The sequence below is a fragment of the Stenotrophomonas maltophilia genome, from assembly GCF_002799245.1.
GTDB classification, from domain to species: Bacteria; Pseudomonadota; Gammaproteobacteria; order Xanthomonadales; family Xanthomonadaceae; genus Stenotrophomonas; species Stenotrophomonas maltophilia_S.
Genome location: NZ_NEQV01000005.1, coordinates 459,816 through 475,183, shown reverse-complemented (window position 1 = coordinate 475,183; position 15,368 = coordinate 459,816). Strand labels below are relative to the sequence as shown.

Annotated in this window: 10 protein-coding genes; 5 read left to right on the top strand and 5 right to left on the bottom strand. The window is 65.2% G+C overall.

Annotated elements, in window-relative coordinates:
• Nucleotides 1–139: 139 nt before the first annotated feature.
• From betI to B9Y64_RS17010, 5 genes are all read left to right on the top strand, one after another.
• On the top strand, nucleotides 140–730 hold the full coding sequence (betI, locus tag B9Y64_RS17030) for a transcriptional regulator BetI (protein WP_100441725.1): 591 nt from the start codon (nucleotides 140–142) through the stop codon (nucleotides 728–730).
• A gap of 39 nt (nucleotides 731–769) precedes the next feature.
• On the top strand, nucleotides 770–2,242 hold the full coding sequence (betB, locus tag B9Y64_RS17025; protein ID WP_100441724.1) for a betaine-aldehyde dehydrogenase: 1,473 nt from the start codon (nucleotides 770–772) through the stop codon (nucleotides 2,240–2,242).
• A 101-nt stretch (nucleotides 2,243–2,343) separates the two neighbouring features.
• A complete protein-coding gene (betA, locus tag B9Y64_RS17020) occupies nucleotides 2,344–4,026 on the top strand; it encodes a choline dehydrogenase (protein ID WP_100441723.1) in 1,683 nt (560 codons plus the stop codon).
• Between the two features lie 235 nt (nucleotides 4,027–4,261).
• Nucleotides 4,262–5,938, top strand: a complete 1,677-nt coding sequence (locus tag B9Y64_RS17015) for a long-chain fatty acid--CoA ligase (protein WP_100441722.1) — start codon at nucleotides 4,262–4,264, stop codon at nucleotides 5,936–5,938.
• Between the two features lie 161 nt (nucleotides 5,939–6,099).
• A complete protein-coding gene (locus tag B9Y64_RS17010; protein WP_100441721.1) occupies nucleotides 6,100–6,972 on the top strand; it encodes a crotonase/enoyl-CoA hydratase family protein in 873 nt (290 codons plus the stop codon).
• Between the two features lie 91 nt (nucleotides 6,973–7,063).
• On the opposite strand, the gene B9Y64_RS17005 is transcribed toward B9Y64_RS17010, so the two are convergent.
• The 5 genes from B9Y64_RS17005 to B9Y64_RS16985 all read right to left on the bottom strand — a co-directional run bounded on the left by B9Y64_RS17005 (nucleotide 7,064) and on the right by B9Y64_RS16985 (nucleotide 15,341).
• Nucleotides 7,064–8,164 carry a hypothetical protein gene (locus B9Y64_RS17005; RefSeq protein WP_100441720.1) on the bottom strand — a complete coding sequence of 367 codons (1,101 nt, stop codon included), beginning with the start codon at nucleotides 8,162–8,164 and terminating at the stop codon, nucleotides 7,064–7,066.
• 89 nt (nucleotides 8,165–8,253) lie between these two features.
• Nucleotides 8,254–10,428: a response regulator gene (locus B9Y64_RS17000; protein WP_100441719.1), complete on the bottom strand. Its 2,175-nt coding sequence runs from the start codon at nucleotides 10,426–10,428 to the stop codon at nucleotides 8,254–8,256.
• The gene (locus B9Y64_RS16995; protein WP_014037069.1) at nucleotides 10,425–11,570 is read right to left on the bottom strand and encodes a response regulator; all 1,146 of its coding nucleotides are present in this window, start codon (nucleotides 11,568–11,570) and stop codon (nucleotides 10,425–10,427) included. The genes B9Y64_RS17000 and B9Y64_RS16995 overlap by 4 nt, the downstream gene beginning before the upstream one ends.
• A gap of 205 nt (nucleotides 11,571–11,775) precedes the next feature.
• Nucleotides 11,776–13,287, bottom strand: a complete 1,512-nt coding sequence (gene lysS, locus B9Y64_RS16990; RefSeq protein WP_100441718.1) for a lysine--tRNA ligase — start codon at nucleotides 13,285–13,287, stop codon at nucleotides 11,776–11,778.
• A gap of 410 nt (nucleotides 13,288–13,697) precedes the next feature.
• Nucleotides 13,698–15,341, bottom strand: coding sequence for an acetolactate synthase large subunit (locus B9Y64_RS16985; protein WP_100441717.1), 1,644 nt, complete (start codon nucleotides 15,339–15,341; stop codon nucleotides 13,698–13,700).
• Nucleotides 15,342–15,368 lie beyond the last annotated feature (27 nt).

The following is a 15,368-nucleotide window of genomic DNA, read 5'->3' as shown; positions in this document are numbered from 1 at the left end:
TGGGCGGGGCCGGACCGGTAAACCGGGCCCATGGCGTGGGGCGCGAGCGCATCCTATGGTTTATTGATTGAACGTTCAATCAATAAAAAGCATAATGGCGGGCAGCCCGATCCTTCGGGTCGCAATCCGTGGAGAGACAATGCCGAAGAAAGGCGTGGAACCGGTACGGCGCGAACAGCTGATCCGGGCCACTTTCCAGACCATCGACGAGATCGGCATGGCCGATGCGACCGTCGCCACCATCGCGAAGAAGGCAGGGCTGTCCAGCGGCATCGTCGCCCACTACTTCGGCGACAAGGACGGCCTGCTCAATGCTGCAATGCGGCAGATCCTGCGCGAGCTGAAGGAGGCGGTTGCCCGCTACCGTGCCGAGGTCGGCGACGACCCGCGCGACCAGTTGCGCGCCATCGTCGATGGCAACTTCGACGACAGCCAGATCAACGGCACCGCGATGCGCGTCTGGCTCACCTTCTGGGCGGCGAGCATGCACCAGCCTGAACTGGCCCGCCTGCAGCGCGCCAACGACCAGCGCCTGTTCTCCAACCTGTGCCACCAGTTCAACCGCCTGCTGCCCCACCCGCAGGCCCGCCTGGCCGCGCGCGGCCTGGCCGCGATGATCGACGGCCTGTGGCTGCGCGGCAGCCTGGTCGGCGGCCAGTTCAATGCCGAGAAGTCCCGGCGCATCGCTTACGGCTACATCGACTTCCAGTTGCAGGCTGTCGCGCTATAAGCGCTTCAGCACCCCGCCCCCTTCCAAGGAGTACGCCCCATGACCGCCCTGCCCGTCCAACAGCTCTACATCCACGGCCAGCGGGTCGATGCCACCAGCGGCAAGACCTTCAAGACCGTCAACCCGGCCACCGGTGAAGTCCTCGCCGAAGTCCAGGTCGCCAGCCAGGCCGACGTCGAACGCGCCGTGCAGAGCGCGGCCGAAGGCCAGAAGGTGTGGGCTGCGATGACCGCCATGGAGCGTTCGCGCATCCTGCGCCGTGCCGTCGAGATCCTGCGCGAGCGCAACGACGAACTGGCACACCTGGAAACCCTGGACACCGGCAAGGCGCTGGCCGAGACCACCACCGTGGACATCGTCACCGGTGCCGACGTGGTCGAGTACTACGCCGGCCTGGCCACCGCCATCGAGGGCATCCAGCTGCCGCTGCGCGAGTCGAGCTTCTTCTACACCCGCCGCGAGCCGCTGGGCGTGGTTGCCGGCATCGGCGCCTGGAACTACCCGATCCAGATCGCCATGTGGAAGTCGGCCCCGGCCCTGGCTGCCGGCAACGCGATGGTGTTCAAGCCCTCCGAAGTGACCCCGCTGACCGCGATCAGGCTGGCCGAGATCTACACCGAAGCCGGCGTGCCGGCCGGCGTGTTCAACGTCGTGCAGGGCCCGGGCCGCGAGATCGGCCAGTGGCTGACCGAGCACCCGGTGATCGAGAAGATCTCCTTCACCGGCGGCGTCGCCACCGGCAAGAAGGTGATGGCCAGTGCCGCGTCCTCGTCGCTGAAGGAAGTGACCATGGAGCTGGGCGGGAAGTCGCCGCTGGTGATCTGCGATGACGCCGACCTGGACCGCGCCGCCGACATCGCGGTGATGGCCAACTTCTTCAGTTCCGGCCAGGTCTGCACCAACGGCACCCGCGTGTTCGTGCCGCGCAGCATGCTGGCCGCATTCGAGGCCGCTGTCGTCGAGCGCGTCAAGCGCATCCGCATCGGCGACCCGATGGCCGCCGAGACCAACTTCGGCCCGCTGACCAGCTTCCCGCACATGGAAAACGTGCTGCGCTACATCGAAAGTGGCAAGGCCGAAGGTGCCCGCCTGCTGACCGGCGGTGGCCGTGCCACCGAGGGCGCACTGGCCAATGGCGCCTATGTGCTGCCGACCGTGTTCTCCGACTGCCGCGATGACATGACGATTGTCCGGGAAGAGATCTTCGGGCCGGTGATGAGCATCCTCGCCTACGACGACGAAGAAGAAGTGATCCGCCGCGCCAACGACACCACCTTCGGCCTCGCCGCCGGCGTGGTCAGCAAGGACGTCAGCCGCGCCCACCGCATCATCCACCGCCTGGAAGCCGGCATCTGCTGGATCAACACCTGGGGTGAATCGCCGGCCGAAATGCCGGTGGGTGGCTACAAGGAATCCGGCGTCGGCCGCGAGAACGGCATCTCCACCCTCGGCCACTACACCCGCATCAAGTCGGTGCAGGTCGAGCTGGGCGACTACGCCAGCGTGTTCTGACCGGCGCGCCGCGAGCACGCCCCAACGTCCGGCCACCGCGCCGATCCGACATTCCGCCGGGACGCCTGCATGCAGCGCGCCCCGGCCTGCAGGAGACACCCATGAGCACCCACAACGAGTACGACTACATCATCATCGGCGCCGGTTCGGCCGGCAACGTGCTGGCCACCCGCCTCACCGAAGATGCCGATGTCAGCGTGCTGCTGCTGGAAGCCGGTGGCCCGGACTACCGGCTCGACTTCCGTACCCAGATGCCGGCGGCGCTGGCCTTCCCGCTGCAGGGAAAGCGCTACAACTGGGCTTACAAGACCGATCCCGAGCCCTTCATGAACAACCGCCGCATGGACTGCGGTCGCGGCAAGGGCCTGGGCGGTTCGTCGCTGATCAACGGCATGTGCTACATCCGCGGCAACGCGATGGACTACGACAACTGGGCCAGCATGCCGGGCCTGGAAGACTGGACCTACCTGGACTGCCTGCCGTACTTCCGCAAGGCGGAAACCCGCGATATCGGCGCCAATGACTACCACGGTGGCGAAGGCCCGCTGCGCGTGACCACGCCCAAGGCCGGCAACAACGAGCTGTTCGCGGCGATGGTCGAAGCCGGCGTGCAGGCCGGCTACCCGCGCACCGACGACCTCAACGGCTACCAGCAGGAAGGCTTCGGCCCGATGGACCGCACGGTCACCCCGAAGGGCCGTCGCTCCAGCACCGCGCGCGGCTACCTGGACCTGGCCAAGCCACGCCCGAACCTGACCATCGTCACCCACGCGCTGACCGACCGCATCCTGTTCTCGGGCAAGCGTGCGGTGGGCGTGCAGTGGCTGCACAACGAGCAGCCGCAGCGTGCCACCGCCCGCCGCGAAGTGCTGCTGTGCGGCGGCGCCATCGCCTCGCCGCAGATCCTGCAGCGCTCCGGCGTCGGCCCGGCCGATCTGCTGCGCAGCCTGGACATCGACCTGGTGCACCACCTGCCGGGCGTCGGCGCCAACCTGCAGGACCACCTGGAGATGTACCTGCAGTACGAGTGCAAGAAGCCGGTGTCGCTGGCTCCGGCACTGAAGCTGTACAACCAGCCGGCCATCGGTGCGGAGTGGCTGTTCCTGGGCACCGGCATCGGCGCCAGCAACCAGTTCGAGGCCGGCGGCTTCATCCGCAGCGATGCCGAATTCGACTGGCCGAACCTGCAGTACCACTTCCTGCCGGTGGCGATCAATTACAACGGCTCCAACCCGATCAAGGCGCACAGCTTCCAGATGCACGTCGGTTCGATGCGCTCGCCCAGCCGCGGCCGCATCCATGTGCGCTCGAAGGACCCGCGCGAACATCCCAGCATCCTGTTCAACTACATGTCGCACGACCAGGACTGGCGCGAATTCCGTGCGGCGATCCGCATCACCCGCGAGATCTTCGCGCAGCCGGCATTGGCACCGTACAGCGGTCGCGAGATCTCCCCGGGCAGCGCGCTGCAGACCGATGCGCAGATCGATGCATTCGTGCGCGAGCATGCTGAGACCGCCTACCACCCGTCGTGCTCGAACAAGATGGGCCATGCCGATGACCCGATGGCGGTGGTTGACGGCCAGGGCCGCGTGCACGGCCTGGAAGGCCTGCGCATCGTCGATGCCTCGATCATGCCGCAGGTGGTGACCGGCAACCTCAACGCGCCGACCATCATGATGGCCGAGAAGCTGGCCGACGTGATCCGCGGCCGCACCCCGCTGGCCCGCAGCACCGCGCCGTACTACAAGGCCAACGGCGCTCCGGTACGCAAGCAGGGCTGACGCAGGCAGTCCCTCGGCCGACGCATCGCCCCACACCGGTAGGTGCCCACCTCGGTGGGCACTCCTCCACGGCCAGCCCTCGCAATCCCGTGCCGACCCAGGTCGGCACTTGCCGTTGCAGCCTCCGCGAACCCCTCTTCGCGTTTTCCCTACGGCGGGGTATGCTGCAATGACCGGCCATTGTCGATACGCTCAGGGCCGGAACCTAAAACATCACGATTCCTGGAGGGGGAATATGAGTCTGGATCGTCCCTGGCTGCAGAGCTATCCGAAAGGCGTTCCCGCCGAGATCGACGTCAACGAGTTCCATTCGGTAGCTTCGGTCTTCGACGCTTCCGTCGCGAAATTCCGCGACCGTCCCGCCTACTCCAGCTTCGGCAAGGTCCTCACCTATGGCGAGACCGACGCGCTGGTCGAACAGTTCGCGGCCTACCTGCTGGGTGAGCTCAAGCTCAAGAAGGGTGACCGCGTCGCCCTGATGATGCCCAACTGCCTGCAGTACCCGGTGGCCACCTTCGGCGTGCTGCGCGCCGGCCTGACCGTGGTCAACGTCAACCCGCTGTACACCGCCCGCGAGCTCAAGCACCAGCTGGTCGATGCCGGCGTGACCGCACTGGTGGTGGTCGACAACTTCGGCGACACCGTCGAGCAGGTCATCGCCGATACGCCGGTCAAGCACGTGATCACCACCGGCCTGGGCGACCTCCTCGGCGGCAAGGGCGTGATCGTCAACTTCGTGCTGAAGTACATCAAGAAGATGGTGCCCAACTACCATCTCAAGGGCGCGGTGCGCTTCCGCCAGGCGCTCAAGCTCGGCAGCCGCCACAGCCTGCCCAAGGTCGAGATCGACCACGATGACATTGCGTTCCTGCAGTACACCGGCGGCACCACCGGTGTGGCCAAGGGAGCGATGCTGACCAACCGCAACCTGATCGCCAACATGCAGCAGGCCTCGGCCTGGATCGGTGCGTCGGGCATCGAGATGGGCAAGGAGTGGATCATCACCGCCCTGCCGCTTTACCACATCTTCGCACTGACGGCGAACGGCCTGGTCTTCATGAAGTTCGGTGGCTGCAACCACCTGATCACCAACCCGCGCGACATGAAGGGCTTCGTCAAGGAGCTCAAGTCGGTGCGCTTCACCGCCATCACCGGTGTCAACACGCTGTTCAACGGCCTGCTCAACACCCCCGGCTTCGACACGGTCGACTTCTCCTCGCTGAAGGTCACCCTGGGTGGCGGCATGGCCGTGCAGCGCGCCGTGGCCGAGCGCTGGAAGAAGGTCACCGGCGTGACCCTGGTCGAGGCCTATGGCCTGACCGAGACCTCGCCGGCGGCCTGCATCAACCCGCTCACCCTGACCGAGTACAACGGTTCGATCGGCCTGCCGATTCCGTCCACCGATGCCTGCATCAAGGATGACAACAGCAACATCCTGCCGCTGGGCGAGGTTGGCGAACTCTGCATCAAGGGCCCGCAGGTGATGAAGGGCTACTGGCAGCGCCCGGAGGAAACCGCCAAGGCCATCGACGCCGACGGCTGGCTGCACACCGGCGACATGGCGAAGATGGATGAACAGGGCTTCTTCTACATCGTCGACCGCAAGAAGGACATGATCCTGGTGTCCGGCTTCAACGTGTACCCGAATGAAGTCGAGGACGTGATCGCGATGATGCCGGGCGTGCTGGAAGTGGCCGCGGTCGGCGTGCCGGACGAGAAGTCCGGCGAAGTGGTGAAAGTGGTCATCGTGAAGAAGGACCCGAACCTGACCGCGGAAATGGTCAAGGAGCATGCCCGGGCCAACCTGACCGGCTACAAGCACCCCAAGATCGTTGAATTCCGGAAGGAACTGCCGAAGACCAATGTCGGCAAGATCCTCCGCCGCGAACTCCGCGACACCCCCGCGCAGTAGGGGTTTCCGGCAAATTGAACGACACAGGGCCCGGGGCGGAAACGTCCCGGGCCCTTTCGCATGCGGGGCCCCGGATGCGGTGTAGCATCGCCGCGTGTGTGGACCGTCCGGCCCGCCGGCCACCCACCTGACACTGCGGGCCGCATGCCGAGGACCCTTCCATGAGTACCATCGAAAAGCTGCCCTCAAGCGGCTCGCCTTTTGCCACCATCCGTACCGAAAACAGTGCCGAAGGCGCCGCGCACTGGCTGTTCATGCATGCCGATGCCGCTACCGGCATCCGTCCCTGCTGCCGCAAGGACATGCTCGACGAGATGTGGAGCTACATGGCGGCCATCACCCGCAACCCCGCCGAGCGTCACAGCGGAACCCTGAGGCACTTCGTGCTGGCCTCCGATGCTGTCGCTTATAACCTGGGCGGCGACCTGGACCTGTTCACCCGCCTGATCCGCGAGGGCAACCGCGACCTGCTGCTGAACTACGCCCAGCGCTGCGTGGAGGGGGTGCACCACCTGCATACCGGGTTCGGCGGCGATGTCCGTTCGATCGCCCTGATCCAGGGCGACGCCCTCGGTGGCGGCCTGGAAATGGCGCTGGCCTGCCACACCATCGTCGCCGAAGAAGGCAGCGGCCTGGGCCTGCCGGAGGTGCTGTTCGGGCTGTTCCCGGGCATGGGCGCCTATTCCTTCCTGTGCCGCCGGGTGTCTCCGCATCTGGCCGAGAAGATCATCCTCGACGGCCGGGTCTACAGCGCCGAGGAGATGCATGCGATGGGCGTGGTCGACGTGCTGGTGAAGAAGGGCGAAGGCCGCGCGGCGGTCGAAGAACTGATCCGCCAGCAGCAGCGCACCCCGCAGTCCTACCTGGCGATGAACGCCGCACGCGGCATTGCCCAGCCGGTCAGCTACGACGAACTGCTGGAGATCACCAAGGTATGGGTCGATTCCGCCCTGGCCCTCGGCGACCGCTCGCTGCGCACCATGGATCGCCTGATCAAGGCCCAGACCCGTCGCGCCAGTCTCGACGCGGCCTGATTCACCCCCTCCCCCAGGATGGGTTCAAGCCCGGTTGGCCACCGGGCTTTTTTTGTCCCATTGGCCAGTCGACAGCCTGGCCAAGCGCCATTCACTGAATGGAGGCCAGCAGCTCCTTATCATCAAGCACCGAAATGCTCCGCCCCATGAAGTCGAATATCTCGCGAGCCCTGTGTCGCAGATTCCCATCTCTCGTGACAAAGACCGAGCAACTTGAGGCATAGATGAGGTGCTCAACATCATGAATGCTGCTCCTCAGCTTGCGCTCGCTTTTGTCACATTTGTAACCCATAACGTCCATCGCGTTATGGAGTGAATAAACGATGCTGCGAACTTCCGAATGCATCCACCGTCCCTTGAAATAGTCCTTGGATGTGGACGCTGGAGCGCTCAAAGCCACAAGCTTCGCAAACTCCTGATCTGTCAGCGCATCAAAGATGCCCGTAGATTGATTCAAACGGCTTCGATTGAATCCACTCTCTTCCAGATACTCCGGGAACTCAAATCTCTGCACATCGGGCCCAAGCAGCTTCGTCTGCTCAATGGCTTTGCTTGCATCAATCGTCGCCATGACTCTCTTGAGCGTGATACGCAGAGGCTCATGGAAAAGCACGATCGAATCACTGCCATCATTCGGCTGTAGACTCACCTCATCACTCAGCGCCTCGAGAAACTCGACATGAGTTTCACGATCCTGTTCTGCTTCGATCTTTGCGATCTCTTCCAGATGCGAGGGACTGTGAACAAACCGAACCTCACCGCTCCCTTTCGCATGGAGCAATGCGCGGTGCAGGCTGGCATCCCTCTGCGCCAGCGAAAGGATGTTCTGGTCAAGGTAGTAAAGCCTTCCAGATGGTTCAACTCTCGTCCTTTCAAAACGAGCTGGTTCCGCAATTCTAAGCGCGTACATCGCCTGGTCAGTCGCCGTCGCGCGCTTCCAATCCGTCAGCGCGCTGGCAGCGACCCGCTTGTCCAACCCCCTTTTCAGACCATGAATCTGGCGGAACATGAACTCTGCTTCATAGCATGCGTCGCACGATCCGCAGAACTCGCCATTCAAAGCCACGGCCAGAATCTGGTCATCGCGAATATCTTCTGCCTCGACCTCTCCAAATAGAATCGAGTGCAGCATCTGCTCTGCATCAGCCGCCTTCTTTGCGATCACTTCGTTATGAGCCCTATTGCTTCCCATCTTCTGTTACTCCATTCATGAAAGCTGAATTGCAGAGGATGGCGGGCACGAGGTGCATGCCAATCATGCAAGGGCATGATGGCGCCCCCCTAGCGCGCCTCACCATCATCGGCAGCACCGCGCAGCCGGCGTTCGGCGCGTGCGTCCAGCGCACGCCGGCCTTCCTTGATCGCCTCCTGCAGGATGCCCAGGCGCGGGCGCCACTCGGTCTTGAGCTGCCAGTCGGCCATCCGCATCAGCTCACCGGCGCGGTTGGACGCCCGCATCAGGCCGAGGTTGCTGGCCACGCCCTTGATCGCGTGGGACTGTTCGCGGAATACATTCCACTGCGCGGCCTCGCCGGCCTGCTCGGCCTTGCCCATGCAGCTCGCTACGTCTTCCAGGCACTGGCGGATGAACTCGCGCTCGAAGCCCTCGCCCATGCCCAGCGAGGCCAGCTCGTCCAGCACGCTGCTGTCGAGCACCCCATCCTGCAGCGCCATCGGTCGCACCACCGGCGCAGCCATGGTCTTCAACTGGGCGTTGCTGGCGATCTCGGCCAGGGTATCGAGCAGGCGCACCGCCACCACGGGCTTGGCCAGGAAAGCATGCGCACCGGCCTGGGTGCAGCGCTGGATCGCCTCGGGCGTGACATCGGCGCTGAGCACCAGCACCGGTGTGCGCGGACCGCCGCCGGCCTGCATCACCCGCAGTTCCTTGAGCATGTCCAGCCCGCTCATGCCCGGCATGTGCAGATCGACGATGACCGCGTCGAACTCGCTGTCGGCCAGCGCATCCAGCACCGCCTCACCGCCATCCACGCACAGCACCCGGTGCCCGGCCTTCTGCAGCAGGCGCTGCAGGACCATGCGGTTGGCCTCGTGGTCGTCGGCCACCAGGATCTGCATGCTGCGCACGCGGGCGCGATGGCGCAGGAACGGATCGGCAAAGGCGATCACGTTGCCACCCGGCGCCAGGTCTTCGTCGCCGGTCAGGCTCGGCACCGCGCCCGGCACCAGCGGCTGCGGCGGCGCGAATGGCAGTTCAACCCAGAAGTGGCTGCCGCGCGGCGGGTTTTCCAGATAGCCGATGTCACCGTCCATTGCCTCGACCAGGCCCTTGGCGATGGTCGTGCCCAGCCCGGTGCCTTCGTGGCGCCGCGCCATGCTGACGTCAGCCTGCTCGAAGGCGTCGAACAACCGTGCACGCATGGCCGGTGCCACGCCGATGCCGGTATCGAGGATGTCGAAGCGCAGCCGCACCGCGCCACTGGTGTCCGCCTGCACGACGCTGACACGGATCTCGACCCGGCCGTGGTCGGTGAACTTGACCGCGTTGCCGGCCAGGTTCAGCAGGATCTGCCGCAGGTGCCCGACATCCCCGCGTACGCGTGGCGGCACACCGTCGGCGACCTTCACCCGGTAATCCAGTCGTTTGGCCTTGGCCTGCGGCAGCAGGATCAGCCCGATCGCCTGGATCACATCGGCCACGGCGAAGTCTTCGGCCACCACGCGCAGCTTGCCGGCCTCGATGGCCGAGATGTCCAGCACTTCCTCCACCAGCGCCAACAGGCTGCGTGACGAAGCCTGGATGGTGTTGAGGCACTCGCGCTGCTCGTCGTCCAGGCGCGTGGTCGCCAGCACTTCGGTCATGCCGTTGAGACCGTTCAACGGCGTGCGGAACTCGTGGCTCATGTTGGCCAGGAAACGGCTCTTGGCCTCGCTGGCGCGGCGCGCCTCGGCCATCGCCTCGGTCAGCTGCCGCAGCAGTGTCGAGAAGTACAGCGGCACCGCCGCCAGGCCGAGCCAGAGACCGATGGCCAGGCGGAAATTCTGTTGCCAGTACGGGGTCAGCAGCACGGTGCAACCGAAACTGACCATCGCCATGGCCACCGCCACGTACAGGTAGTGGTTGCCGAAGCGCATGCCGTTCCCGACCGTCACCCACATCACCACGATGTAGACCCAGGACAGCGGCTCGCCCATCTGCACCATGCCCGCAGCGATCAGACCGTAGTCGGCCAGCATGCCCAGCACCCGACGTGGATCGGAACGCGCAGGCCGCCACAACAGCCAGCCGAACAGCAGCAGCGACAGGCTCAGGCCGGTCAATACGATCGCCAGCACGCCCACGTACTGCGTGTGCGGCAGATCGTGGCGCGGCGCTGGCAACAGCACGTAGGCCAGGATCAGGCTGATAAGGACGATGCGGACGATCTGCTGGCCGTGCTCACTGTCCTGGCGCTGGGACAGGCGCAGCCGCAGCTGCGACAACAGCCGTTTCACGCGCCCAGCCCCGGGCGCGCTGACGCCATCGAATGCTCGGCGCAGATCTGGTCCAGCTGTTCACGGCCGCGCAGCAGCGCGTCCACGCATCGGGGATCGAACAGACGGCCACGCTGGGCGTAGAGATAAGCCAGGGTGGCTTCCATGGTCCATGCTTCCTTGTACGGACGGGGTGATATCAGGGCGTCGAAGACATCGGCGACGGCCACGATGCGCGCTTCCAGCGGAATCGCATCGCCGACCAGCCCATCGGGATAGCCGCTGCCGTCGTAGCGCTCATGATGACGCAGCGCGATCAACGCGCCAACCTGGATGAAACGATTCTGGCTGCCACTCAGCAGTTCATGGCCAATCCGCGGGTGCCGGCGCATGATCGCCAGCTCCTCCTCGTTGAGCTTGCCCTGCTTGAGCAGCACCGCATCGGGGATGGCGATCTTGCCCATGTCGTGCAGCGGCGCGGCCATCTCGATCAGGCGCACCTCCTCTTCGGGCAGCCCAAGCTGGTCGGCGATCAGGCCGGCCACGCGCGCCATGCGCTCCAGGTAGGCGCTGGTACCTGCATCGCGGAACTCGATCGCGCGCGCCAGCCGTGACAACGTCTCGCGCTCCCGCTCTTCGACTTCATGCATGCTGGCCAGCAGGCGCTGCTCCAGCGACAACGCCCGCTGCTTCACGTTCTCGGTCTGCTGCCGCAGCTGCAACAGGTTGTAGCAGCGGGCACGCAGTTCGCGCGGGCGGATCGGCTTGACCAGGAAGTCGATGACCCCCGCTTCCAGCGCCGCCTGCCGGATCGGCTCATCGCCGACCACGGTGATCAGGATCACCGGAATGTCGCGGTGCTTGGGCAGGCGACGGAAGCGACGGGCGAATTCCAGCCCGTCCATCTCCGGCATGCGGTAATCGAGCAACAGCAGGTCGACCGGATGCGCTTCGCACCAGGCCAATGCGGTCAGCGGATCACCGAAGTCATACACGCTCAGTTCCGGCGCGATGTCCTCGATGACGTGACGCAGCATCGTCCGGGCGGAAGTCTGGTCGTCAACAATGACGATGTTCAACGCGTACTCTGCCTGGTTTTTCGACCATGCTGGATCATCAGCAGGCGAGGATACTCTGCCGCTGCGAACGCTCGCACCCTGCATCGGCCTGACTCCCGTGTCATGCGTCCCGGTTCATGATCGTCATCACATTGTGAAGCGGGCTCTCCACACTGTGCACTCCCCCTGCCGCCGATCAAGCCACAACAGGCGTCAAGGTAGTGCAATTACGATACGCCGAGTGCGGGAGGCGTCAATCGCGCCGTCTCATTTCGGGACGGCGCGCACAATCGGGAGTCAAAAAGACGACTTACTGCTCCGGACGCATGTATGGGAACAGCAGCACGTCACGGATCGAGCTGCTGCCGGTCAGCAGCATCACCAGGCGATCGACGCCGATGCCGAGGCCGCCGGTCGGGGCCATGCCGTACTCCAGCGCACGGATATAGTCGGCATCGTAGTGCATGGCCTCGTCGTCGCCACCTTCCTTCGCGGCCACCTGGGCCTGGAAGCGCTGGGCCTGGTCTTCCGGGTCGTTCAGCTCGGAGAAGCCATTGGCCAGCTCCTTGCCGTTGACGAACAGCTCGAAGCGGTCGGTGTAGCCCGGGTCATTGTCGTTGGCACGGGCCAGCGGCGAGACCTCCACCGGGTGGTCGGTGATGAAGGTCGGCTGGATCAGGGTGTGCTCGACGGTGGCCTCGAAGATCTCCAGCAACAGCTTGCCCCAGCCGTAGGACGGCTTGACGCGGATCTTCAAGCGCTCGCAATGGCGCAGCAGCGCGTCGCGGTCGGTGCAGTCGGCGGCGGAGATTTCCGGGTTGTGGTGGCGCACCGCCTCGTCCATGCGCCAGCGGCGGAACGCCGGGCCCAGGTCGATCTTCGCGCCGTCCCACTCCACCTCGGTGCCGCCGTTGACCGCCTTGGCCACGTCACGGATCACGCCTTCGGTCAGGTCCATGATCTCGTTGTACGTGGCATAGGCCTCGTACAGCTCCATCATGGTGAATTCCGGGTTGTGGCGGGTGCTGACGCCTTCATTGCGGAAGTTGCGGTTGATTTCGTACACGCGCTCCAGGCCACCCACGGTCAGGCGCTTGAGGTACAGCTCCGGCGCCACGCGCAGGTACAGGTCCAGGTCCAGCGCATTGTGGTGGGTGGTGAACGGCTTGGCCGCCGCGCCGCCGGGGATGTAATGCATCATCGGCGTCTCGACTTCCAGGAAGTCGCGGTTGTCCAGCCACGCGCGCATGGCGCGGATGATCTTCGAGCGCTTGATGAAGACCGCACGCGACTCCGGGGTGACGATCAGGTCGACGTAACGCTGGCGGTAACGCTGCTCGACGTCGGCCAGGCCGTGCCACTTGTCCGGCAGCGGGCGCAGCGACTTGGTCAGCAGGCGGATCGATTCGGCCTTGACCGACAGCTCGCCGGTCTTGGTGCGGGTCAGGCCGCCTTCGACGGCGATGATGTCGCCCACGTCCCAGCCCTTGAAGGCGGTGTAGGCATCACCCAGCACCGCGCCCTGCAGGAACAGCTGGATGCGGCCGGACTCGTCCTGGATCTGCGCGAAACTGGCCTTGCCCATGATGCGCTTGGCCATCAGGCGGCCCGCCATCTTCACCTGGCGGCCGTTACCTTCCAGGGCCTCGGCGGTCCACTGTCCGGCATCGGCGAATTCTTCCTGCAGGCGGCCGGCGAAGTCCTCGCGACGGAAGTCGTTCGGGTACGCGATGCCCTGCCCACGCAGCGCTTTGAGTTTCTCACGGCGCTCGGCGATCAACTTGTTTTCGTCGACGGGGGGGGTATCGGTAGCTTCGCTCATGGATCTGCGGGAATCGTGTAGTGAGGGGGGGTACTGCGCCCGGCACAGCCGGTTGCCCAGCATACCAAAACCGCCCTGCCCCGGCCCCTCGCCCGGGTAGGCGCCAACCTTGGTTGGCGATCCGCCATGTCGACCAAGGTCGACACCTACCGGGTGCTGCGAGCTGCCCCTGCCCTGGCAGGCGCCAACCTTGGTTGGCGATCCACCGCGTCGACCAAGGTCGACACCTACCGGGTGCTGCGAGCTGACCCTGCCCTGGCAGGCGCCAACCTTGGTTGGCGATCCACCAGGTCGACCAAGGTCGACAGCTACCGGGTGCTGCGAGCTGTCGCTGCCCTGGTAGGCGCCAACCTTGGTTGGCGATCCACCGCGTCGACCAGGGTCGACAGCTACCGGGTGAGGGTCGACCGCTACCGGGCGGCGCCCGGGAATGCCTGCCGCAGCTCGTCCACCAGCACCCGCTGGTTCTCCGAGTAATCGATCGGCACCGACACCAGATGCACCCCGCCCTCGTTGAAGGCCGCCTCCAGCGTCGGGATGAACTGCTCGATGGTGGTCACCTCATGCCCCCTGCAGCCGTAGGCCTCGGCATACTTCACGAAATCGGGGTTGCTGAAGGTCATGCCGTAGTCGGTGAAGCCATCCACCGCCTGCTTCCAGCGGATCATCCCGTAGGCACCATCGTTGAGGATCAGCACCACCAGGTTCAGGCCCAGCCGGCGTGCCGTCTCCAGCTCCTGGCTGTTCATCATGAAACCGCCGTCGCCACACACCGCCAGCACCCGCCGCTGCGGATACAGGATCGAGGCCATGATCGCCGACGGCAGGCCTGCACCCATTGTCGCCAGCGCGTTGTCCAGCAGCAGCGTATTGGCCACCTGGGTGCGGTAGTTGCGGGCGAACCAGATCTTGTACATGCCGTTGTCCAGCGCCACGATGCCGTCCGGCGGCATCACCTGGCGCACATCGTGCACCAGCCGCTGCGGAGTGAACCCGGCCTCTTCGGAACGGTCGGCCAGGTGCTCGAGGATGGTCGCGCGCAGCGGCAGCAGTGCAGCGGCATTCGGCACCGCACCCTCGATGCGGTCGGCCAGCTGGGTCAACGAGCGACCGATATCGCCGATCACCTCCACCTGCGGGAAGTAGACCTGCTCCACGGCCGCCTGCGAGTAGCCGATATGGATCACGGTCGGCCCACCCGGGCGCATCACGAACGGCGGCTTCTCGGTGACCTCGTGGCCGATGGTCACGATCACGTCGGCCTGATCGATCGCCATGTGCACGTAGTCGCGCTCGGTCAGCGCCGCGGTGCCCATGTACAGCCCTGAACCACCGGCCACCGCGCCCTTGCCCATCTGCGTGGTGAAGAACGGGATGCCAGCGCGCAGCACGAAAGCCGACAGCGCTTCACTGGACTGCGGCCGCGACGCCGCCGAAGCGATCATCAGCAGCGGCCGCTTGGCATTGCGGATGATCTCTGCCGCCCGATCAAGCGCTTCCGGGCTGGCAATGGGACGGTCCACCGCGTGCGGCGGAATCAGCGCCACGCCCTCGACCTCATCGGCAGCGATGTCTTCGGGCAGTTCCAGCAACACCGGGCCCGGGCGCTCTTCCTGGGCGACACGGAACGCCTCGCGGACGATGGTCGGGATCGTGCGCGCAGAGACGATCTGCCGCGCCTGCTTGGTCAGCGGCTTCATCGTGCCGACGATGTCGACGATCTGGAAGCGCGCCTGCTTGCTGGCGACGATGCCCTTCTGCCCGGTGATCATGATCACCGGCCACGCACCCAGCAGCGCGTACGCGGCACCGGTGGTGAAGTTGAGCGCGCCCGGGCCGAGCGTGGCCAGGCATACGCCGGGCTTGCCGGTCAGACGACCATAGGTGGCCGCCATGAACACCGCCGCCTGCTCATGACGGGTGATGACCAGCTCGATGCTGGAATGGCGCAGCGACTCGACCACGTCGAGATTCTCTTCGCCGGGAATGCCGAAAATGCGCTCGACGCCTTCGTTCTCAAGTGCGGCGACGAGCAGATCTGAACCCTTGGACATTGGAATGCCGTCCTTTTCGCTGGACTG

Bases quoted from the DNA above. Each gene is read 5' to 3' on its own strand.
- betI (WP_100441725.1), top strand. From the start codon at position 140: ATGCCGAAGAAAGGCGTGGAACCGGTACGGCGCGAACAGCTGATCCGG.
- betB (WP_100441724.1), top strand. From the start codon at position 770: ATGACCGCCCTGCCCGTCCAACAGCTCTACATCCACGGCCAGCGGGTC.
- betA (WP_100441723.1), top strand. From the start codon at position 2,344: ATGAGCACCCACAACGAGTACGACTACATCATCATCGGCGCCGGTTCG.
- B9Y64_RS17015 (WP_100441722.1), top strand. From the start codon at position 4,262: ATGAGTCTGGATCGTCCCTGGCTGCAGAGCTATCCGAAAGGCGTTCCC.
- B9Y64_RS17010 (WP_100441721.1), top strand. From the start codon at position 6,100: ATGAGTACCATCGAAAAGCTGCCCTCAAGCGGCTCGCCTTTTGCCACC.
- B9Y64_RS17005 (WP_100441720.1), bottom strand. From the start codon at position 8,164: ATGGGAAGCAATAGGGCTCATAACGAAGTGATCGCAAAGAAGGCGGCT.
- B9Y64_RS16995 (WP_014037069.1), bottom strand. From the start codon at position 11,570: ATGCAGGGTGCGAGCGTTCGCAGCGGCAGAGTATCCTCGCCTGCTGAT.
- lysS (WP_100441718.1), bottom strand. From the start codon at position 13,287: ATGAGCGAAGCTACCGATACCCCCCCCGTCGACGAAAACAAGTTGATC.
- B9Y64_RS16985 (WP_100441717.1), bottom strand. From the start codon at position 15,341: ATGTCCAAGGGTTCAGATCTGCTCGTCGCCGCACTTGAGAACGAAGGC.